Source organism: Alteromonas sp. ABH4_457 (assembly GCF_056160625.1).
In genome coordinates this window covers 609,392-630,782 of the sequence record NZ_JBSWXN010000003.1, presented here as the reverse complement: position 1 = coordinate 630,782, position 21,391 = coordinate 609,392, and the positions used below count along the sequence as shown (strand labels likewise).

The 21,391-nt window shown below is 49.0% G+C and carries 24 protein-coding genes; 19 read left to right on the top strand and 5 right to left on the bottom strand.

Going from position 1 to position 21,391, the window contains the following annotated elements; all coding sequences use genetic code 11:
• Window positions 1-51: 51 nt before the first annotated feature.
• Window positions 52-639: a nucleoid occlusion factor SlmA gene (slmA, locus tag ACXAGR_RS09235; RefSeq protein WP_119499458.1), complete on the bottom strand. Its 588-nt coding sequence runs from the start codon at window positions 637-639 to the stop codon at window positions 52-54.
• Window positions 640-745: 106 nt separating this feature from the next.
• Window positions 746-1,951 (bottom strand): bifunctional phosphopantothenoylcysteine decarboxylase/phosphopantothenate--cysteine ligase CoaBC, encoded by a 1,206-nt coding sequence (coaBC, locus tag ACXAGR_RS09230; protein WP_474849473.1) that lies wholly within the window; start codon window positions 1,949-1,951, stop codon window positions 746-748.
• 143 nt (window positions 1,952-2,094) lie between these two features.
• Here coaBC and radC point away from each other — a divergent pair, with 143 nt between their 5' ends.
• The 9 genes from radC to mutM all read left to right on the top strand — a co-directional run bounded on the left by radC (window position 2,095) and on the right by mutM (window position 9,139).
• Window positions 2,095-2,772 (top strand): RadC family protein, encoded by a 678-nt coding sequence (gene radC, locus ACXAGR_RS09225; protein ID WP_119499460.1) that lies wholly within the window; start codon window positions 2,095-2,097, stop codon window positions 2,770-2,772.
• 169 nt (window positions 2,773-2,941) lie between these two features.
• Entirely contained in the window at window positions 2,942-3,301 is a 360-nt protein-coding gene (locus ACXAGR_RS09220; protein WP_474844136.1) for a hypothetical protein, read from the top strand.
• Window positions 3,302-3,405: 104 nt separating this feature from the next.
• Window positions 3,406-4,089, top strand: a complete 684-nt coding sequence (locus tag ACXAGR_RS09215; protein WP_474844135.1) for a YjbF family lipoprotein — start codon at window positions 3,406-3,408, stop codon at window positions 4,087-4,089.
• Window positions 4,086-4,817: a capsule biosynthesis GfcC family protein gene (locus ACXAGR_RS09210; RefSeq protein WP_474844134.1), complete on the top strand. Its 732-nt coding sequence runs from the start codon at window positions 4,086-4,088 to the stop codon at window positions 4,815-4,817. Before ACXAGR_RS09215 ends, ACXAGR_RS09210 begins: the two co-directional genes overlap by 4 nt.
• Window positions 4,814-6,919 carry a YjbH domain-containing protein gene (locus ACXAGR_RS09205; protein WP_474849471.1) on the top strand — a complete coding sequence of 702 codons (2,106 nt, stop codon included), beginning with the start codon at window positions 4,814-4,816 and terminating at the stop codon, window positions 6,917-6,919. Before ACXAGR_RS09210 ends, ACXAGR_RS09205 begins: the two co-directional genes overlap by 4 nt.
• Before the next feature lie 300 nt (window positions 6,920-7,219).
• On the top strand, window positions 7,220-7,456 hold the full coding sequence (gene rpmB / locus ACXAGR_RS09200) for a 50S ribosomal protein L28 (RefSeq protein WP_119499464.1): 237 nt from the start codon (window positions 7,220-7,222) through the stop codon (window positions 7,454-7,456).
• Between the two features lie 11 nt (window positions 7,457-7,467).
• A complete protein-coding gene (gene rpmG, locus ACXAGR_RS09195; protein WP_012516577.1) occupies window positions 7,468-7,623 on the top strand; it encodes a 50S ribosomal protein L33 in 156 nt (51 codons plus the stop codon).
• 99 nt (window positions 7,624-7,722) lie between these two features.
• Window positions 7,723-8,316, top strand: a complete 594-nt coding sequence (locus tag ACXAGR_RS09190; RefSeq protein WP_474849469.1) for a hypothetical protein — start codon at window positions 7,723-7,725, stop codon at window positions 8,314-8,316.
• Between the two features lie 13 nt (window positions 8,317-8,329).
• Entirely contained in the window at window positions 8,330-9,139 is an 810-nt protein-coding gene (mutM, locus tag ACXAGR_RS09185) for a bifunctional DNA-formamidopyrimidine glycosylase/DNA-(apurinic or apyrimidinic site) lyase (RefSeq protein ID WP_474849467.1), read from the top strand.
• A gap of 89 nt (window positions 9,140-9,228) precedes the next feature.
• Here the strand turns inward: mutM and coaD are convergent, their stop codons facing one another.
• Entirely contained in the window at window positions 9,229-9,714 is a 486-nt protein-coding gene (gene coaD / locus ACXAGR_RS09180; protein ID WP_474844130.1) for a pantetheine-phosphate adenylyltransferase, read from the bottom strand.
• A gap of 58 nt (window positions 9,715-9,772) precedes the next feature.
• A complete protein-coding gene (locus tag ACXAGR_RS09175; protein ID WP_474849465.1) occupies window positions 9,773-10,486 on the bottom strand; it encodes a 3-deoxy-D-manno-octulosonic acid kinase in 714 nt (237 codons plus the stop codon).
• A 93-nt stretch (window positions 10,487-10,579) separates the two neighbouring features.
• On the opposite strand from ACXAGR_RS09175, the gene ACXAGR_RS09170 reads away from it, so the two are divergent.
• The 8 genes from ACXAGR_RS09170 to glpG all read left to right on the top strand — a co-directional run bounded on the left by ACXAGR_RS09170 (window position 10,580) and on the right by glpG (window position 19,382).
• A complete protein-coding gene (locus tag ACXAGR_RS09170) occupies window positions 10,580-11,581 on the top strand; it encodes a glycosyltransferase family 9 protein (protein ID WP_474849499.1) in 1,002 nt (333 codons plus the stop codon).
• Between the two features lie 182 nt (window positions 11,582-11,763).
• Window positions 11,764-12,171, top strand: a complete 408-nt coding sequence (locus tag ACXAGR_RS09165) for a hypothetical protein (protein ID WP_474844128.1) — start codon at window positions 11,764-11,766, stop codon at window positions 12,169-12,171.
• The gene (locus tag ACXAGR_RS09160; protein ID WP_474849463.1) at window positions 12,168-13,349 is read left to right on the top strand and encodes a hypothetical protein; all 1,182 of its coding nucleotides are present in this window, start codon (window positions 12,168-12,170) and stop codon (window positions 13,347-13,349) included. The genes ACXAGR_RS09165 and ACXAGR_RS09160 overlap by 4 nt, the downstream gene beginning before the upstream one ends.
• A gap of 1 nt (window position 13,350) precedes the next feature.
• Window positions 13,351-15,828 (top strand): putative bifunctional diguanylate cyclase/phosphodiesterase, encoded by a 2,478-nt coding sequence (locus ACXAGR_RS09155; RefSeq protein ID WP_474844126.1) that lies wholly within the window; start codon window positions 13,351-13,353, stop codon window positions 15,826-15,828.
• A gap of 145 nt (window positions 15,829-15,973) precedes the next feature.
• A complete protein-coding gene (locus ACXAGR_RS09150) occupies window positions 15,974-17,167 on the top strand; it encodes a glycine C-acetyltransferase (protein ID WP_474844125.1) in 1,194 nt (397 codons plus the stop codon).
• Window positions 17,167-18,189: an L-threonine 3-dehydrogenase gene (gene tdh, locus ACXAGR_RS09145; RefSeq protein WP_119499472.1), complete on the top strand. Its 1,023-nt coding sequence runs from the start codon at window positions 17,167-17,169 to the stop codon at window positions 18,187-18,189. Before ACXAGR_RS09150 ends, tdh begins: the two co-directional genes overlap by 1 nt.
• A gap of 9 nt (window positions 18,190-18,198) precedes the next feature.
• Complete coding sequence (gene glpE, locus ACXAGR_RS09140) at window positions 18,199-18,510, top strand: thiosulfate sulfurtransferase GlpE (RefSeq protein WP_119499473.1); 312 nt, start codon at window positions 18,199-18,201, stop codon at window positions 18,508-18,510.
• Between the two features lie 2 nt (window positions 18,511-18,512).
• Window positions 18,513-19,382, top strand: coding sequence for a rhomboid family intramembrane serine protease GlpG (gene glpG / locus ACXAGR_RS09135; RefSeq protein WP_474849461.1), 870 nt, complete (start codon window positions 18,513-18,515; stop codon window positions 19,380-19,382).
• Here glpG and ACXAGR_RS09130 read toward each other — a convergent pair.
• Window positions 19,373-19,786, bottom strand: a complete 414-nt coding sequence (locus ACXAGR_RS09130; RefSeq protein ID WP_442858435.1) for a flagellar basal body-associated protein FliL — start codon at window positions 19,784-19,786, stop codon at window positions 19,373-19,375. The genes glpG and ACXAGR_RS09130 overlap by 10 nt on opposite strands.
• A 165-nt stretch (window positions 19,787-19,951) precedes the next feature.
• On the opposite strand from ACXAGR_RS09130, the gene ACXAGR_RS09125 reads away from it, so the two are divergent.
• Entirely contained in the window at window positions 19,952-20,503 is a 552-nt protein-coding gene (locus ACXAGR_RS09125) for a chorismate--pyruvate lyase family protein (protein ID WP_474849459.1), read from the top strand.
• Window positions 20,504-20,505: 2 nt separating this feature from the next.
• On the top strand, window positions 20,506-21,387 hold the full coding sequence (ubiA, locus tag ACXAGR_RS09120) for a 4-hydroxybenzoate octaprenyltransferase (RefSeq protein ID WP_474849457.1): 882 nt from the start codon (window positions 20,506-20,508) through the stop codon (window positions 21,385-21,387).
• The last annotated feature ends 4 nt before the right edge of the window (window positions 21,388-21,391 follow it).

The window sequence follows — 21,391 nt, the reverse complement described above, 5'->3', positions numbered from 1 at the left end:
TAACGAAAAAGAGCGCGGTATCGCGCTCTTTGTATTTCCGGTACAGACAAATCAGATAAAGACCTGTCTGAACATCTGCCATTGTTCGTTGAACTGCTCAGTAGGCTTGCGGGTGAAACCACTGCGAATGAACTGGTTTATCCGGCCGTCGACATAACAAATCATCATATTAGCTACTACACCTTCGTCTGCAGCCAGCGTTTTACCTTCCCGTAACTTGCGTTCACGCAAAATTTGCTTCAGTTGGGTTTCCAGCCTTTCGAATAACTTGGCAATCCGTGCACGCAACCGGTCCTGTTCACCCATCAGGGCATCGCCATTCAGGATGCGGGTTATGCCGGGATTCTTCTCTGCAAAGCCCAGTAACAAGTGCAAAATGAGCTGGCACCGTGCTGCTGAATCCTTTTCCTCGTTCAGAATTTTATTGATACGGGAGAATAACGTTTCTTCAATAAATTCGATGAGCCCTTCGAACATCCGGGCTTTGCTCGGGAAGTGACGATAAAGTGCCGCTTCTGATACACCCACCTTTTCAGCGAGTTTCGCGGTTGTGATGCGCTGGCCCTGGTGCGTTTCCAGCATGCCGGCCAGTGCTTGAAGTATCTGGGCCCGGCGGTTTGTTTTCTTTACAGCAGGCATAAGGCGAGTGTTTCCTCTGCTTCAGGATCAGTTCTCAATCCCGGTTCCATTTTAAAGTGGTCTGTGTTTTTGATTATCTTATGTCGGTTTATCGACCGGCAGACCATTAATTTGATTGTTTATCATTATATTGTTTTGCAACCAGCGCGATTAGCGATTTGGCTAACTCTGTTTTATTCGCCGGAGGCAACTTTAAGTCATCCTCTTTCCAGATGACATGCAGCGCATTTTCGTCACTGTTAAAGCCAAGCCCTTCCAGGGTGATGTCATTCGCAGCAATCATGTCGAGGTTTTTATTTTCTAATTTGCCCCGTGCATAAGCTTCCACATTCTGGCTTTCAGCAGCAAAACCTACCGTAAATGGTGGAGAGGGTAATGCTGCTACAGTCTTAAGAATATCAGGGTTTTTAACAAAAGTAAGTGTTAACTTATCATCAGATTTTTTAATCTTATTTTCTGCCTGATGATTAATACGATAATCGGCAACGGCTGCCGCTGCAATGAAGATTTGCGCTGAGTTGATCTCACTCATGACTGCTTCGAGCATATCATCAGCAGTTTGCACACTGATGCGTTTTACCCCGGGTGGTACTGTCAGGGAAACCGGGCCGGACACCAGCACAACCTCTGCGCCCTGCTCAGCCGCAGCCTGTGCTACGGCGTATCCCATTTTGCCACTGCTGTGATTTGATAAGTATCTGACCGGGTCAATGGGCTCTCTGGTTGGTCCCGCAGTAATGACAACTTTTTTACCTTCCAGCTTATTACCGGTCAGGGCACTGGCTAATGCAGATACGATAAGTTCCGGTTCTTCCATTCTGCCCGGTCCCACATCGCCACATGCCTGTTCGCCTGCTGCCGGCCCTATGAAACGGATGGCACGAAGTTGCAATTTTTGCAGGTTATCCTGCGTTGCCCGTGCCTGCCACATTTGCTGATTCATGGCAGGAGCAATGAAAACCTGAGCTGTGGTTGCGAGGTATAATGTTGAAAGCAGGTCATCCGCCAGGCCATGCGCCAGTTTAGCCATGCAGTGCGCCGTGGCCGGTGCAATCAATAAAACATCGGCCCATTTCGCCAGTTCGATATGACCCATTCCGGCTTCAGCCTGCTCGTCCAGCAACTCGCTGTGAACCTGATGGCCGGAAACCGCCTGTAACGATAATGAACTGACAAATTCTGTTGCACCACGTGTCAGTACCACTCTTACGTCAGCGCCCTGCGCTTTCAGTTTTCTTACCAGATCCGGTGTTTTATAGGCAGCAATACCGCCGGTAACACCCAGAAGAATTTTTTTATTGAATAAGTGCATAGTGCATTTTTCAGACAATAAGATTGCGGTAAGCCTACCAGATGTTTTCTGTTACCGGTAGACAGAGCGATCTGGCATTGCAGCCAGTAGTGAGCTTGTTTGTTAAAGCGTAGGCTGTTGTTCCGTATGATAAAGGAACAGATATGACCGGGTTAAAAACATGGCCGCTGGCTGAAAGACCGAGGGAAAAGTTGTTTGAAAAGGGCGTGGCAGCACTTTCTGATGCTGAAGTGCTGGCAGTGTTATTTGGCAGCGGTATGGGTGGTGCAGGGGCGTTGTGTATCGCGCGGAATCTACTGGACGAGTTCGGTTCTCTGCGGGAAGTAGTGTGTGCAAAAAAAGCCCGTTTATGTGATATCAAAGGGGTAGGCGATATGCGTTATGCACAAATTGCCGCAGTATCGGAAATATCCCGCAGAGTGCTGGAAACCCCGTTGAAATCGAGATCGGTTTTTAATCATGTCAGTGATGTTGAAGCCTTCCTGCTGGCATCCTTGCGTCATGAATACAAAGAGCACTTTGCAATTATGTGCCTTAACAGTCAGCACCATCTTATTGCCTTCAGAACACTTTTCACAGGCACATTGAATGCGGCAGCCGTTTATCCCCGTGAGATCGTGAAGCAGGTCATTGATGACAACGCCGCTGCGGTCATTCTGGTCCATAACCATCCTTCCGGCGTATCAGATCCCAGCGATGCCGATATTCGTCTCACCCGGGATGTAAAACATGCGCTCAATCTTATTGATGTCAGTGTGTTAGATCATTTTATCGTGGGAGATAATTCTGTGTTTTCTTTAGCACAGAAAGGATTGATGTAATTTTGAACCTTGCTATACTGAAGTCTACGATCCTGACAGATCGTCGGCGATCCATGCGACGAGCATGTGAAACGTATATTTTTTACGACCAAATTATGCCTGGAGAGTAGTCACTTAGTGACAAATGCTTTAGGATAGTGCGTCGGTGGATTTTTAATAAAGGACAATTATGAAACAGTCATTAATTTCATTGGTCATCGGTGCAACCATGGCTTTTGGTGCTGTTGCACAAGACAATTCTGGGGAAGGTTCCACTGGAGCTACTGGTAGCTTGACTGCCGGTTCTATCGCTACTGGTGTTATCGGCCTGGGCGTATTAGGCGCAATCGTGAGCAACAACCGTGGTTCAGCTGACCTGGACGATGGCGTTGTAGATCCAGATCCAACTTGTAACGATGGTGACGAGCTGGTTGACGGTGTATGTGTTGGCTCAACAACTACAGTAACTGACACTGTTACTGTATCTGGTACGCAAACTATTACAGTTACTACTCCTATCACAGTAACTTATACTTACGCACCTCAGTAAGTTCTGAATGTATTTTGAAAGCCGCCCCTTAACCGGAGCGGCTTTTTTATTTCTGGTGTACCCCGCCGTTTTTTCATCGCTTTACTAATAAGATGTTTAGGAATATGTTCCGCAGGATTCTTTCTTCTCTGTTCGCCCTAGCACTGGTCAGCGGTTGTTCCAGCACGAATAAAGCTTATTACGACACGCTCAAACTGGCCTTCACGCAATCTGACAACACCGTTTCCTCTGAAACTCTGAGACAAAGCAAAGCGGATTTAATGGCCGTTAAACATGGTGATCGTGTGCAGATCATCATGGCGCTGGCCTATATCGAAGGTGAAACACAAACCTGGGTATCCGCTGATCATGCCTTACTTTCTATGCAGAAGGGCGTGATTACCGAAACCCACGGGCTCGCAAACGATTTAATTTATCACTCAGATCTTTTGGCTAATCCACTGTTTGATCCAACTGGGGCAGCGTTGTCATGGGATTATCTGGTGGACGTTGAAAATTATGGCTACGGACTGGATGTACAAACTGTCTGGCAGCGCAGTGAGGCAAGCCAGTTAACGATTATGGATTATGAATTTTCTGTGTATCTGGTTGAACAAACAGTCAATTTTAACGGTGCCAGCCCTTTTTATGAAACGGGGACACAGTGGGTAAACCGTTACTGGTTTGATGATAAAAGTGGTGAAATGCTGAAATCTGAACAACTGTTATCGCCGGCCGGAGAGTTAATTACCATGACGTATCTGAGCCGTGCCCAGCGACTGATTGATGGTCAGGAGGTGAAGCCATGAAAGGATTGTTGGCGCTAATCATTATCTCATTATTCAGTGCATCCACGCTGGCATCGGTGAATGTAAAAGTAAACGGTCAGCAGTACCGTTATCTGAATCCGGTCAGGCTGTCTCTTATTTTGCAGACAACCGCAAAAAATGGTGACTGGTACTGGCCCGCCTGTGCTATTTACAGCGAGAACACTGCAGACGTTGAAGCCATGCGCAAAGACGTGTTGCAGTCCATTGATGCGGTAGCTGTAGATTTAAGTGTGAACGACGATAAAGCGATTGCACTGAACGCCCTTAAAAGACAGGTAGAAAACTGGACGCTGGCAAAACGCCTGCCTGTAAAGTTGAACCGGAACGCGGCCCGGCTTGACGTGAAGCAAAATCCTATGCTTCAGGAAGGGAATTACGCCATTTACCTTACCGGCAGACCGGATACCGTGTGGCTCAGTGGCATGGTGAAAACGCCGGGGTCATATGAATACCGCAATCAGAGTACGCCGGCAGATTACGCTGAAGGGGTGAACCTGAGAGGCTATGCCGACCCTGATTATGTGTATGTTATTTCCCCCCGCGGAGAAATCACTAAACAGAATATCGCGTACTGGGGGAAATCTTATTCTCAAGTCATGCCCGGCAGTCAAATTTACGTGCCGTTGTTTACCTGGTTGTTATCGCCTGACGTTGATGATTTAAATGAAAAAGTGGCCAGTCTTGCTGTTCACAGGGTGCTGCCATGATGAAATTTAAAGAAACGCACACACGTTGTGCGGTAGCTGTTGCTGCAGCCTGTTTTAGTAGTGCTGCGATGAGTAATGACAGCGTAACACTGCAGGTTCAGCCTTCACAGATGGTGCAGGGCGGAACCGGACTGATTCAGACACCGACTTCGCGAATGGGTGAGGAAGGTGACTTATTTATTAATTACACCGACAATCAGGAATACCGGTTCTGGTCGGTGAATTTACAGTTGTACGACTGGATGCAGGCCACTGCCCGCTATACCGACGTACGTACCCGGCTTTACAGCGATGTACCAAGTTTCAGTGGTGATCAAACGCTGAAAGACAAAGGTCTGGATGTAAAATTCAGATTATTGAAAGAAGGGTTTTATTTCCCTGAAGTGTCGCTGGGTTTCCGTGACTTTGGTGGCACCGGTTTTTTCGAAAGCGAATATGTCACAGCATCAAAAGCCTGGGGGCCGTTCGACTTTCACCTTGGCCTTGGCTGGGGTTATATGGGCACCGCTGACGATATTACTAATCCTTTCTGTAAGCTGAAAGACAGTTACTGCGACAGACCAGCCGGATTCTCCGGCCGGGGCGGTAAAGTTGACTATCAGCAATTCTTCAAAGGCCCTATGGCTGTATTTGGTGGTATTGAGTATCAGACTCCCTGGGAGCCTCTGCGCCTAAAGCTGGAATACGAAGGAAACAATTATACCAATGACCGCGCGGGTGCACTGGAGCAGGATACCCGCTTTAACATCGGTGCCGTGTACCGTTGGAAAGGATTCGACTTCTCTGCAAACTATCAGCGCGGAAATACATTCGGATTTGGTGTGACTTATCACTTCAATATGAATACCGCTAAACAGGTGAAAATAGATAAGCCGCCAAGAGATATCGTGCAGTCAAAACCTGCTGCAGGTGTGGATTCCGTTAATAAGCGCCGTTTATACCGTGACCTGGCATTTGATGGCGGCTTTATTCTTTCTGATGCTTCTATTGAAGAAGACAAAGCCATTTTCTACGGTAATCAGATTGCATACCGTGATAAAAATGAAGCGGCTGAGCGTATTGGGCGTATTGCTGCGTCTGAGTTGCCTGAATCGGTGAAGTCTTACCATATCGTCGAAAATGCCGGTCGTTTACCGCTGGTGGATACTGTCATTGATGCGGATGCATTTAAAGTGGCTGCTAAATACGAAGATATCGAAGCAGATATTAAGCAGACATACACACGACAGGCGCCGGAAGACAATGTACTCGATAAGTACGACCCGGAAAAAACCAGCGGATTGTTCCATTCTGTCGACTTCTTCTATACCCAGACATTCGGTAACCCGGAAGATTTTTATCTTTATCAGGGCGGCCTGATCCTGAGTGGCGGCTATGCGATAAACCAGAACTGGACCGCAATTTCCAGTATCCGCGCCACACTCTTCGATAATTTCGACAAGTTCAGCTTTACCGTTGACCAGGATACATCAACCCTTCCCCGTGTACGAACCTACGTGCGTGAATATGTGGAAAATGACTTGTGGGTTGATACCGCCTTCATGCAGTGGAATGACAGCCTTGGCAACGATTTCTTCGCCCAGGCTTACGGTGGTTACCTGGAGACCATGTACGGCGGTGCTGGTGGTGAAGTTCTCTGGCGTCCTGTAGACAGTTCTCTGGCGTTTGGTGTGGACGTAAATTACGTTAAGCAGCGTGATTATGATGATCAGTTCAGTTTCCTGGACTATACAGCCTTCACCGGCCACATCAGTGCTTACTGGGAACCTGAGTTTCTGGATGACACCATGCTGACGGTGAGCGCCGGACAGTTCCTTGCTAAAGACAAAGGGGTGAATATCGATTTCGCCAAGCGCTTCGACAGCGGTATTGTGGTGGGAGCGTATGCTGCATTTACCGATGTATCGTCAGAAGAGTACGGAGAAGGAAGCTTTACCAAAGGTTTCTATATTTCCGTGCCGCTGGATTTATTTACGCTGAAGCCGGCGAAAGGGCGTGGTACGTTCCCCTGGATCCCGATTTCACGTGATGGCGGACAAATGTTAAGACGGCCGGCGAGACTGATTGATTTCACGAATGCGCGATCGTCATTCCTGGATTGATCTGATCATTGAGTAAAAGATCTGCGATCAGATCGTTACAGGATCGATTTTAGGTGGTATTATGCGCCCCCGATTGTGCGTGACGGATGAATTTTCATGGTCTGCGCGCGGCTAAAAAATGAGTTAGCGTAAAAAATGTCGCGAAGAAAAGAAGGTTTTTAGCCTTTTTTATTGAAATCTGCGTCTGTTTGCTGTATAAAATGCGCCCTCTAATTTATCGTAATATCGTCAACTGACCCGGAATACTTATTAGGTGGGATCGATTGGCGCGACAGTTTTGTAGTTCTGGAGACAAATACAATGTCAAGAGTATGCCAAGTTACTGGTAAGCGTCCAGCGGTTGGTAATAACCGTTCGCACGCGCGCAATGCGACTCGTCGTCGCTTTTTGCCAAATCTTCAAACTCACCGTTTTTGGGTTGAGAGCGAAAACCGTTTTGTTAAACTGCGTCTGTCTGCTAAAGGCATGCGTATCATCGATAAAAAGGGTATCGATTCAGTTCTGACTGATCTTCGTGCCCGTGGTGAGAAAATCTAAGGAAGCCGACAATGCGTGATAAAATTAAATTAGTTTCTTCAGCAGGTACAGGTTTCTTCTACACCACTGACAAAAACAAGCGTAACATGCCTGGCAAAATGGAGATCAAAAAATACGATCCCGTTGTGCGTAAGCACGTTATGTTCAAAGAGGCAAAAATCAAGTAATAAAACTTGCTTTTGTCTCCACGAAAACCCGGCTTTTGCCGGGTTTTTTGCGTTTAGCCTCCAGTGCGTTAATCTTACCGGAAAAGGCGCAACACCGGAGTGAGCGCCCGTTCAGAAACCGTCTGCCGCAGGGATGCGGCAGCCGAGGCCCCATGGATGGGTTTACGCCGTGTTTCTGAACGGGCGCTGACAGCAGGTGTAGGAGCCTTTCCGGTTTCTTTAGTGAGTAACTTTATGGCTTTTCTTTCACAGCGCGGTATGAACAACGTAGTGATATTTTCTATGTTGCTGATGATTGCCTTGTTCAATCTGGATACATTTTTGCCATCGGCAAAAGCGCCCGCCGTGGTGCCGTTGATCCCGCAAGACGCTTATGTGTTAAAAATAGAGCAGGGGCAGAGCCAGCTGGTCAGAAACGGACAGGGGTGGCGGCAGGTGTCTCCGGACCCGGAGATTGTCACTACTCCCGCGCAGCAAATCAGCGCCTGGCGTTCAGCAACGTTGCAGCCTGTAGAAATGTCGGCGGAGCCGCAAACTGAGCCTCTGGTAGCAGTGGTGTGGCTGGCCGGCCAGTCTGACGGCCTGGTGTTTGCCTTTTATCCCCAACAAGATAAAACGCTGGTGAAAACAGAGAATGCCTGGTACCGCCTGAGTGATGCTACACTCACCGGTTTACTACCCTGGGATCAATAGGAAGTAATGTTCTATGCCTGAATTACCTGAAGTTGAGGTAAGCCGCCTCGGCATTTCGCCCTGGCTGATGAATCAGACAATCAGTAAAATCATTGTGCGTGACAAGCGGCTTCGCTGGCCTGTTCCGGATGATATTTTTAAAGCTGAGGGATGTGAGATCCGCAACATCCGCAGGCGGGCGAAATACTTATTGATAGATACCGGCAACGGAGAGATTGTGCTGCATCTGGGCATGTCCGGAAAATTACGTGTGATTGACGCCACGCATCCGCCGGTTAAGCACGACCATATCGACATTGTGCTCAAAAGCGGTAAATGCTTGCGTTTTAACGATCCCAGACGCTTCGGAGCCTGTTTATGGCAGCCGACAGGTGAGATGCATAAACTGCTTCTGAAACTGGGGCCTGAGCCGCTTACAGACGATTTTGATGCGCAACGGCTGGTGGAACTGGCCAAAGGGAAAAAGAGCCCGGTGAAAACCTTCATCATGGATAATGACGTGGTAGTGGGAGTCGGGAATATCTATGCCAATGAAGCGCTGTTTATGTCGGGTATCGACCCGCGCCGTGCAGCCGGACGGGTAAGCGCAAAACGTTATGTCCTGCTGACAGACGCCATTAAAGAAGTGCTGGCAAAAGCCATTGAACAGGGCGGTACTACACTGAAAGATTTTGCTCAGAGCGACGGCAATCCGGGCTATTTCGCCCAGCATTTAAGAGTCTATGGCCGTGCCGGAAAGGAGTGCGAAGTGTGTGGCAGTGAAATCAAAAGCGTGGTGATTGGACAGCGCAATACCTTTTACTGTCCTGACTGCCAGAAATAGCTTTCATTGAGAAATACGGCGTAAATCCATCCAGCGGGTTCTGACTGCCGCATCTCTGCGGCAGACGGTTCATCACATTCTGCAAACTATCACTTACCGTGAAAGCGCTGCTTCAGCGCTTCTTCCACGACAGGATGACAAAAGTCAGTCACTTTACCCTTATGCAAAGCAACTTCTTTGACCAGCGTGGATGAGATAAACGAGTTTTCTTCTGCCGGGGTCAGGAACACACTTTCCAGCTTCGGATTCAGGCGGCGGTTCATATTCGCCAGTTGAAATTCGTACTCGAAGTCCGACACCGCACGCAAACCACGGATAAGTATCGTAGCGTTAATCTCATCCGCGAACGCGGCGAGCAGTCCGGTAAAGCCACGAACTTCTACGTTAGGTAAGTCTTTGGTGACTTCACGAATCATCTCCACTCGTTCTTCCAGCGAGAAAAGTGGCTTTTTGCTGGGGTTTGACGCAATAGCCACAATGACATGTGAAAACATTTGGGAAGCACGCTCGATTAAATCTGCATGCCCGTTTGTTATCGGGTCAAAAGTGCCCGGGTAAATGGCTCGTGTGTGCATAGTGTGTCTTCTTTTCTGTAGAGATAACGAAATTACCTGTCTGCGGGCTGACTTTCAATCACACAGATTGCAAGCCCTCAAGAAAGGCATTCCAGTCGCTTTGCTGCCAGTGAAATCCGGCATGCTTATTTTTTTCTTTAACCAGTGAGCGTAAAAAACGCGCCACGTTTCGGGTTTTCCATTTATCGCCGGCGCGGAAGTCACAGCGATCAAAATCAATGATCCAGATTTCTTCCCGACTATCTACCATCACGTTTCTCACATTCAAATCGTGATGGTACACACCGGCACGGTGCATTCTGGCTACGGCAACACCTGTAGCAAACCATTTATCTTCCGGTAACGGTTGGCGGCATAGCACAGCATGCAGATCCTGACTTTCAGGAATCATTGCGGTAATTAAATCCCCCCAGTATACCAGACCACTACGCTGTACATGTGCTGCCACCGGGCGGGGTACGTTCAAACCCTGGTCCCGCATGGCTGACAGCAAACGAAGTTCTTTAAAGGGACGTGTTGCCTCAAGTCCGCCAAACACATACTGGTCGTCAAGCAATTTGCCCGGTAATCCGCCGCGACGATAATGGCGCAGCACAAGCGCATCTCCATCTACGTCCAGAAATAACGTGGTCCCCCGGCCTTTCGCCTGACCGGTAACAGCACCTTTTTCCTGCCACCATTGCGGGTCAAACCACTGCGGTGTAATTTGCGGATATTCATCTGCGCAGATCAGGATATGGTGACTGCCTGCTGACACTTGTTTTATCGCCATGCTACATCGTTAATGTGGTAAATTGGTCATTGTAATGAAAATTTCACAGTTTTCAGCTTTAGAGGTGGGTCCTTGAAGAAAAAGATTTGTTTGATGAGGTTGTCTGCTATTGGCGATGTCTGCCATGCGGCGGCGTTAGTCCATCGGATAAAACAACACTGGCCGGATGCAGAGTTAACCTGGGTCATCGGAAAAATTGAATATGAGCTGATGAAAATGTTGCCGGACGTCCGTTTTATCGTGTTCGATAAAAAGCAGGGCAAACAGGCCGTCAATGCCCTGGGCGAAGCCGTCAGCGGAGAATATTTCGATGCATTGCTGATGATGCAGGTGGCATTAAGAGCGAATCTGGCATCAAGGGTTATCAAAGCCCGTGAGAGGATCGGTTTCGACTGGGCCAGAAGCAAAGAGCTTCACTGGCTGTTTGCTAATAAAAGGGTCAAAGCGAGGCAGCATGCGCATGTTCTGGATGGCTTCATGGATTTCGGCGACGCACTTGGTCTGCCTCCTGCCGGAAAGCCTGAGTGGGATTTACCCCTGCCTGAAAGTGCTTTTGAATTTGCCGCAGAACTGGCAGAAGAATATGGCCGTTTTGCGGTAATCAGCCCTGCAGCAAGCAAAGCTGAACGAAACTGGTTACCTGAGCGCTATGCGGCGGTTGCTGACCACCTGCATGAAAAAGGCATTCCTGTGATACTGTGCGGTGGCCCCGGGCCGGTTGACCGGCAACTTGCCGATGCCATTTTACGTTGCACCAGTCATATCGCCCGTGATCTTGTAGGTAAAACATCATTGCACGATATGCTGGCTGTGCTTGAGCGGGCATCACTGGTGATCGCACCGGATACCGGCCCTGCGCATATGGCAACAATGGCCGGCACTCCGGTTATCGGTTTATACGCCCACTCTAATCCCCGCCGGACCGGTCCGTACAATGATTTACAGCACGTCGTGTCGGTTTACGATGAGTGTATTAAAGAGCAAACTGGTAAATCATGGGAATCACTGCCCTGGGGAACAAGAGCAAAAGGACCGGACTTGATGTCCCGTATCTCAACGGCCAGTGTTATTCAAATGGTTGACCAGTTGCTGTAGATTTATTGGTCATTTTGTATGAATGTGATTTTCCTCAAAAAAAATCACGCAAAATGGCCAGAACCCTCTACACTGTATATACGCAAAATTCTATCAGACACGTTTCTTTAAGGATGAGGTGTCATTTGCTCATTTTCTTCCGCCAGGACGTTGCGACCAGACAGGGTCTCCCGCTGCTACGGATGCTTGTAGCCTGCATTATTCTGTGTATCACTTTTTCAGCCCATGCTTCTGAAGCGGCAGTGATTCTGAATAAAAATGTTCAGCAACATCAACTTACCCGCAGTGAAGTGCGCGATATTTTTTCAGCCCGCAAACAGTACTGGCCCGATGGCACAAAAATTACGGTGTATGTGCTGGAATCAAATTCAGATGCTCACCGGGACTTTTGCCGGCAAGTGCTGAAAATGTTTCCCTATCAGCTGGAAAGGCTGTGGAATCAAATCATTTATTCCGGTCAGGGAGAGCGGCCTCAGACTCTCGCTACTCAAACTGAAGTGCTGGAAGCCGTAGCCAGCACGCCGGGCGCCGTCGGTTATGCGTATCAGGGAACCTGGTCGCAGGACGTCAGGGAGGTTATCGTACCATGAAGTCTTTTCCTGCCATTTTTGTATTTTTCTTCTCCGCACTGGTCGCCGGGGACTGCCTGGCTGAAGATGCGTTCAGCTGGCACGGGTTTCTCTCTCAGGGAATAAGCCAGTCAATCGACAGCGACTTTATCCATGAAGATGATGAAATCAGCTTTGACCTCACTGAGTTGGGAATAAACATGCGCTACGATATGAACGCCTCCCTTGCTGTGGTCGGGCAGGCTGTTTATCTGGATGGCGGCAATCGCTATGAGCGCGGTGCCAGAATTGACTATTTGTTTGTCGACTGGCGTTTGCCGGATATGGAAAACTGGACCGCAAATATCAACCTGGGCCGTTTTAAAAGTCCGCACTGGTTATATTCTGCCACCCGGGATGTGCCGCAAACCCGTTCTACTATCATTCTGCCGCAATCCATTTATTTCGATAATTTCCGTGATGTAGCGCTGGGCAGTGATGGAGTGTTACTGCAATTGTACCGCTCCTCTGACGAGGGAAATCTGAAGATAAACTGGAGTTACGGCAGTTCCCCCATGAGCAGCTATCAGACAAAAGCGTTGCTGGGCGAATTTGCACAGGGAGAATTGAAGCAGGACTATGCCCATCAGTTCAGTGTGTTCTGGCAGCCGCCGTCACTGGACTGGCAACTGGGCGCCAGCTGGCTGGATTCCGACTTTACCTACCACCCTTCAGCCACGGAAAACTTGTTCGGGGGCGGAAGGACTGTCAGGTTATATACGTTGTCTGCGGTTTACTATGCGGAAAACTGGGAGTTTAATGCAGAGCTGCAGCGTAATCACAGTCGTGATTTCGGCGGCTATTCACCAGCCTACTTTGATGAAAATAAAGGGGAAGGGGGATACGCGCAGATCCGTTACATGCTCAATTCTCAGTTTACCCTGACGCTGGGATACGACATGTATGTCTCCGACCGCAATGACCGTGATGGTGAAAAGCTTGAAGCGGCAACCGGTGGTGTCATTCCTGCTTATTTTGGTTATGAGAAGACCGCTACGGTAGGTGTTCAGTGGGATCCAAGGCCCAACTGGCGCATTCAGGCCGAACATCACTGGGTAAACGGAGCCGGCCGTCTGACAAGCATTCCCAGCCCTCAGAATACACCAGACACAGCCGAGTACTGGCGAATGTGGGCAGTACAGGTTATGTACTGGTTCTGATATGAAAGTTAAAGTATCGGTTACCACCAAATTACTGAGCATTGTTGTAGCAATGATGCTTACTGTAACAGTCGCTATCGCGGTAATGCTGATTGCGCAGTCGCAAAGCAATATCGAGCAGCAGCACAAAGACTTCCAGCTCAAAAATCAGCGTCAGATGGCATGGATGGACGAGTTGTTTACCGTACGGCTGTTGGTCTGGGTGGAAACTTTCTCCCGCTGGGGCCATACCGAAACCTTGTCAGAGCAGGAACTGCTAAATGCTTTGAAAGAGTCCGAGGATGCGCTGAATGTCAGCCTGCAAATCAGTGAAATGTGGTTGTTCAATGCAGACGGTAAGCTGATAACCGGCAACCGTGACAAAATGCCCGCGTTCATTCCGGAAATGGAGCAACATACCCGGGAACAAATTCGCCCGCAGAACCGGTTTGATTGTCGTGAGATGTGTTACCGCTACGTGACCGCGCCCATCATGACAGAAGATCAACAAATCGCGGTGCTGGTGCTCAGTTCCAGCTTCGGTGAACTTCTGGCAGCACTTTCCCAGTTCTCCAGCGCTTATAAAATTGCCATTGTGCGCTACGAAGGATACAGCGCTGACAATATTGATTTAAAAATTGTCAGTCAGTTGTCGAATCAGAATCAACAAATCGTCAATACTGTACTGGCAGCGACACCTTCTGATGCCACCACTGAAGGGATGGTTGAACGGGGCGTGCTGGTCAAACAGGATAAGAAACGCTTACTGGTAAGCTTGCTGCCTATGTCTGAACAGGATTACTACATTCTGTTTATCCGCGATATTACAGCGGTTGTTGAGTCGGTGAACGCCTACCAGAACATGGTCATTGGTACCGCCATCACACTTTTCTTTCTCTTTACTATTTTGCTGCTGTTACTGATACACCAATATAAAACCAAGTTGCTTCAGCTGGTGGAGCGGCTACCGTTACTGGCAGAACACAGGTATCAGGAGTTTTCCCACGGCAGTAGTTTTCGCCGTCAATGGAAAGACAAGCTGTTCCCGGATGAACTCGATTTGCTGGAAGAAACGGCGCACAACCTTGCTGAACGGCTGGAAGAACAGGATTCAAAGATTGCAGCTTCGAACGCCCAGCTTGAAAACATGGCCATGTTCGATGGCCTGACAGGCCTGCCAAACCGCACAATGATGACCTTTCAGATTGAAAAACACATTGTGAACGCCACCCGTGATCAGGGGCTGGCTGCGGTGTTATTTCTCGACCTGGATGATTTTAAAAAGGTCAATGACAGTCACGGCCATGATGTCGGCGACAAATTAATTCATGCCGCCGCTGAGCGTATAGCCAATGCTGTGGGAGAACACGACCTGGTCGGGCGCTTTGGCGGAGATGAGTTTGTTATTTTACTCAGTAAAGTCCGTGATAAAAGCGAAGTGGAAGCGGTGGCGAAATCAGTGATTAACGTGTTTTCGCGGCCTATTCAGGTAGATTCCCTGCCGTTTTACGTGTCTACCAGTATTGGTGTTGCCATCACTAATCAGCCCGAAACAACGGCAATGGAGCTGTTGCGGCATGCTGACATTGCCATGTATGAAGCCAAAGCACTGAAAGGTGCTTCTTTCAAACTTTACGATGCATCGATGAATATTAAGGTGATGCGCAAAGTTGAGCTCGAACGGGAAGCAAGGGTTGCGCTTAGAGAGAATCAGTTTAGCCTGGCATTGCAGCCTCAAATCAGTATTGATACTTTCCGGCTGGAGGGCTTTGAAGCACTTATCCGCTGGTATCATCCGGTAAAAGGATATATATCCCCGGGAGAATTCATTCCCATGCTGGAAAATACGCCGTTTATGCTGGAACTGGACTACTGGGTACTCACCCGTTCTTTGCGTATTCTCAATGAGCTGAATATAAGCGGTTACAGTGAACTGAAAATGGCAATTAATATCTCTGCTGCACAGTTTTCAGACATCACACTGCCCAATTTTCTGGCCCAGCAACTGGCGCTCTATGAACTGGCTCCGGATAAAGTGGAGCTGGAGCTGACAGAAACCGCGCTGGTGTCTGATATGGATTCCGCCATTGATGTGTGCAAAGCCTTGCAGGATATGGGGTGTCTGGTGGCCATCGATGATTTCGGCACCGGTTATTCGTCGTTGAGTTACCTGAAATCCCTGCCCGTGGATTACGTAAAGATCGATCAGTCGTTTATCAGCGGCATGCTGGATAATCCGGAAGATGCCAATATCGTGGAATCTACCATAGCCCTCGTCAGAAGTCTGGGAAGAACCGTGATAGCTGAAGGGGTGGAAACGCCGGAACAACTGGGCAAACTGGGAGAGTTTTACTGTCATCAGGCCCAGGGTTATTTAATCAGCCCGCCCATTCCTGAAGCGCAACTCTGGGAGCGACTTGAGAAAAATGTCAAAGACGGCTGCTGGCAAAATGTGGATAAACGCAACGCCGGCAGTTCTCAGCATCAGTTTGAGTTTTGAGCTCAGAAATAATCCGCATATGCCGGGCAAAGGTGTGCGAAAAAATTTACACTCCCCGTCTACAGGTTTGAACCCTTGATACAGCAAGGCTGTACCCATCAATATCCAACCATTAGAATACGCGTTTTCGACGACGGAGAGCAACATGTCACAGTCATTTATCACGCATTTACGTGAGCAGATAGAAGAAGTAAAACAAGAAGGTCTGTACAAAAATGAGCGGGTTATTACTTCACAGCAGCAAGCTGACATTGCCGTCGACGATGGCAGTGAAGTCATTAACTTTTGCGCGAACAATTATTTAGGTCTGGCTAATCATCCGGATCTGGTATCGGCAGCCAAAGAAGGCCTGGACAGTCATGGCTTTGGCATGGCGTCGGTGCGCTTTATCTGCGGTACGCAGGATATTCACAAACAACTGGAAGGGAAAATCAGCGATTTTCTGGGTACCGAAGACACCATTTTGTACCCGTCCTGTTTTGATGCCAATGGCGGCTTATTCGAAACCTTACTCGGGCCGGAAGATGCGATCATTTCTGATGCACTGAATCACGCCAGCATCATCGACGGTGTCCGCTTATCCAAAGCTAAACGTTACCGCTATGCGAATAACGATATGGACGCACTCGAAGCGCAATTGAAACAGGCCGTTGCTGATGGCGCACGGTTTAAAATTATCGCCACCGACGGTGTGTTTTCCATGGACGGTGTTATCGCGAACCTGAAAGGCGTGTGCGATCTTGCAGACAAATACGATGCGATGGTGATGGTTGATGACTGTCACGCTACCGGTTTTCTTGGCGAAAATGGTCGTGGCAGCCACGAATATTGTGACGTAATTGGCCGCGTTGACATCATTACCGGCACACTGGGTAAAGCCCTTGGCGGAGCATCGGGCGGTTACACCTCCGGCAAGAAAGAAATTGTTGAATGGTTACGTCAGCGCTCACGTCCTTACCTGTTTTCTAATTCCGTCGCGCCTCCCATCGTATCTGCCTCACTGAAAGTGTTCGATATGATGGCTGACGGTCATGCATTGCGCGAGCAACTGTGGAAGAACGCCGTGCATTTCCGTACACGCATGGAAGAAGCGGGCTTTACTCTGGCGGGTAAAGATCACGCCATCATTCCGGTTATGTTAGGTGATGCCCGTCTGGCCAGTGAAATGGCTGAAAAAATGCTGACGAAAGGTATTTATGTTGTGGGCTTCTCTTATCCCGTCGTACCGAAAGGTCAGGCCCGCATCCGCACACAAATGTCAGCCGGTCACACCATTGAGCATGTAGATAAAGCTGTCGATGCGTTTATCGAAGTGGGTAAAGAGTTAGGAGTTATCTGATGAAGTCACTGGTAAAAGCGCACCGCGAACCCGGGATCTGGATGCAGGATACGGCAGAGCCGGAAGTGGGTCACAATGATCTGCTGATTAAAATCCGTAAAACCGCTATCTGCGGCACCGACATGCATATTTATAACTGGGACGAGTGGTCTCAGAAAACGATTCCTGTACCCATGGTCGTTGGTCATGAATATGTGGGTGAAGTTGTGGGCATGGGTCAGGAAGTGGCCGGTTTCAAAATTGGTGACAGAGTGTCCGGTGAAGGCCATATCACCTGCGGGCATTGCCGTAACTGCCGTGCCGGGCGTCGTCATCTGTGCCGGAATACCGAAGGGGTTGGTGTTAACCGGGCCGGTGCTTTTGCAGAATATCTGGTGATTCCGGCGTTCAACGCATTCCGCATTCCTGACAATATCAGCGATGATATGGCGTCAATCTTCGACCCGTTCGGTAACGCTGTACATACCGCATTGTCCTTTGATCTGGTCGGTGAAGATGTGCTGATTACCGGTGCCGGTCCTATCGGTATTATGGCTGCGGCAGTCGCGAAGCATGTTGGTGCACGTCATGTGGTGATCACTGACTTAAATCCGTACCGTCTTGAACTGGCCGAAAAAATGGGGGCAACCCGTGCGGTCAACGTGGGTACCACCTCATTAAAAGATGTCATGAACGAACTGGGCATGACCGAAGGCTTCGATGTGGGCCTTGAGATGTCCGGTGTCCCTGCTGCTTTCCGTGACATGTTAGATAAGATGAATAATGGCGGAAAGGTTGCTATGCTGGGGATCCCGCCAACTGATGTGGCGGTAGACTGGAATCAGGTGATTTTCAAAGGCTTAACCATTAAAGGTATTTACGGCCGTGAAATGTTTGAAACCTGGTACAAAATGGCCAGTCTGTTACAAAGTGGTCTGGATATTTCTCCTGTTATTACCCATCAGTACAGTATCGACGATTTTCAGAAAGGGTTCGATACCATGGGGTCAGGGCAGTCCGGAAAAGTTATTCTTAACTGGTAGTTATCAACAATGTCAGAATTTCAGCATATCAGCGTACAGGATGCAGCAGCCAGACTCGGCGAGTTTGCGGTTGTCGATATTCGTGATCCGCAATCTTTTGCAACAGGGCACATGCCTGATGCTCTTCATCTCAGTAATGACAATTTCGCTGAATTTCTGACAAACACTGCCAAAGACAAACCCGTGCTGGTGGTGTGCTATCACGGCGTCAGCAGCCAGCAGGCGGCTAACGTAATCGCGCAGCAGGGCTACGATTCCGTCTACAGTATGGACGGCGGTTTTGAAGCGTGGAAGCTCTCTCAGGATGTGGTGACAGCATAAACGTGAGTACACCGTTAATTGCTATTACCAATGAAAGTTACGCTCATCTGCTGGCGAATTATCTGACCAGCCAGCAGTTACCTTCTCAGGTTGCAGATTCTGAAAAAGAGGGTGAGTACATTATTGTACTCGCTGACGGCGGAGACATTAGCCGTGCGACTGAAATTTGCGAAGAGTTCATCCGTCAGCCAGGCCATCCTAAATATCAGCAGGCTGCCTGGGAAAACGGTGAGCATGTGGCATTACATCCTTCGAAATCCGGTAATCTCAGCATCGGCAATTTGTTGTCGTGGGCGAAAACTGCGCCGTTCGCAGCCTCCGTTCTGTTCATCTGTACACTGGTTTATGCCCTATCCTGGCTCGGCTTCTTCGGTACTGTCAGTCAGTACCTGAAAATGCAGCCTGTGGGACAGTTGCTGCAAACCCATGAGTACTGGCGCCTGATTACGCCTGCATTCATACATTTCTCTGCCCTGCATTTTATCTTTAATCTGCTGTGGTGGAGCATGCTGGGCGCGCAGATTGAACGCACCTTTGGTTTCTCCATGTTGCTGCTGGTGTTTGTGGTCTCCGCGATAGCATCAAACCTCGCGCAGGCTGTGGTCAGTGGTCCTGCCTTCGGCGGTTTGTCCGGTGTGGTTTATGCCGTACTCGGATTCGTATGGTGGATTGGCTGGCTGAGACCGTCCTGGGGATTATCCATTCCCAAAGCCATTGTCGGTTTCATGCTGGTGTGGCTGGTGCTGGGCTATGCTGATGTGCTGTGGGTGAACATGGCCAACACGGCTCATACTGTCGGCCTCATCAGTGGTTGTTTGATGGCGGCGTTACTGGCACTGGGCTCAGGCCGCCGCAAACCGGCTCAGCTGTGATACAGATACTTGGTAAAGATGACGTCTTTTACAATGCTGGCGCCGGTCTCTTTACGCATGTGATCCTGCAGCGCCTTTAAAATTGCCAGCCGGATGTCTTCCCGTCCGGTGAGCGATTTCACTTTATCTTCCGGTTGCTGACCAAATATCTCGATGGCTGTCGCACGCAATAATGGCAGGTGATGCTCTGCAATATCGAGTACATCCACACTGTCTATCATCAATTCTACCGTGACCCGCACATAGCCAAGTTTTTTCGCGGAAGGACCAATGTAATTAGTAATGATGTCCGGCTCCAGGCTTAAATACCCGTAGTTCGGAGCATCCTGGGCATGGCTTGAAAAGCTCAGCAGGCTACAAAGTAATGACAACGCAGCGAATGCACGAAGAGATAACATTTTCATAGGCTATACAGAATTTCAGTCAGTTAACGCGTTACAAGTATGAGTGTAGTTTAGCAAACGCCGCAAAATAAACACCGCAATATAGGGTATCTTTGCACAGGACTTTGGGCTCAGAGCTATACCAATGCTAAGATAGGGCCGTTATCTTCAATGGTGTATTAGTCTTTGGAATTAGATTTAACCTTTCCCGCCAGTCTTGATGTTGCCTGGGAAGCTGCCAGTGCTGCTCAGGCTTTGCCGGTCTGTGCCCGTTCCTGGTTGCTGGACACCGGTTCACTGACCGACCGGATAGAATCTCTTACTGACAAATTTTCTCTGGCACTGGTGGGGGAAGGTAATGCGCCGCTCCATGATGCTGAATTATCTTGCCTCAGTGCTGTGGCGGCACCAGATGGTGACGGCAAATACATTGTTCGGGAAGTCCTCTTAATGAACGGCGGCACGCCCTGGGTATTCGCCCGCTCGGTAATTCCGCTGGCGCTGATGGAAACTGAATTTAATCAGCTTGGCAGTCAGCCTTTGGGTAAGCGTTTATTTAATGATGACCGCTTCGTGCGCGGTGCCTTTGAGCTATGTAAAGTGGATAATTCATCGTTCGCCGGCGATACCGGAATCACGCTTCTGGGCCGGCGTTCCTGCTTTCATTACCGGCAGCATGCCCTGCTGGTTGCTGAACTGTTCTTACCTGCATCACCTGTTTATCAAACGGAACGTTAAACATGTCACTTGAATTGTCTTTTAGTAACTGGCGGGCGTACATGCAACTGACCCGCATGGACAAACCTATCGGTATTTATTTACTGTTATGGCCGACTATCTGGGCGCTGGTTATCGCTGCCGGTGGCCTGCCGGATTTAGGGATCTCGCTGATATTCATCGCCGGCGTGGTACTGATGCGTTCTGCCGGCTGTATCATCAACGACTACGCAGATAGGAAAGTAGATGGCAGTGTAAAGCGCACCAATCAACGTCCGCTGGTGGCGGGCACAGTAAGTGAAAAAGAAGCCTTGCAGCTGTTTGCTTTGCTGGTCGGGATCTCGTTTTTACTGGTTTTACTGCTTAACTGGCAAACCATTGCATTGTCCGTGGTGGCCCTGTTACTTGCTGCCAGTTATCCGTTTATGAAGCGCTACACCCATATGCCACAAGCTGTGCTGGGCGCGGCATTCGGCTGGGGGATCCCCATGGTCTTTGCCGCCACACTGGGATATGTACCCATTGAGGGCTGGCTGCTGTTTATTGCTAATCTGGCATGGACCATCGCTTACGATACTTACTATGCCATGGTCGACCGTGACGATGATTTGATTGTCGGCATTAAATCGTCTGCCATTTTATTTGGTAAAAACGACCGTCTGATCATTGGCTTACTGCAACTGTTCACGTTGGGGGTTCTGGGAAGTATTGCGGTTTCACTGAATTACGGCTGGCCAGTGTACGTGGCGCTGGTAGCCTGTGCCGTTTTATTTGCTATTCAGTCTTACGAAACACGGGACCGCGGGCGGATGGCCTGTTTTAAAGCGTTTCTGGACAATCACTATGTCGGACTAGTGTTTGCTGTGGGGTTAATGGTGGACAGAATAGGCCTTAACGCATTGTAGCGTT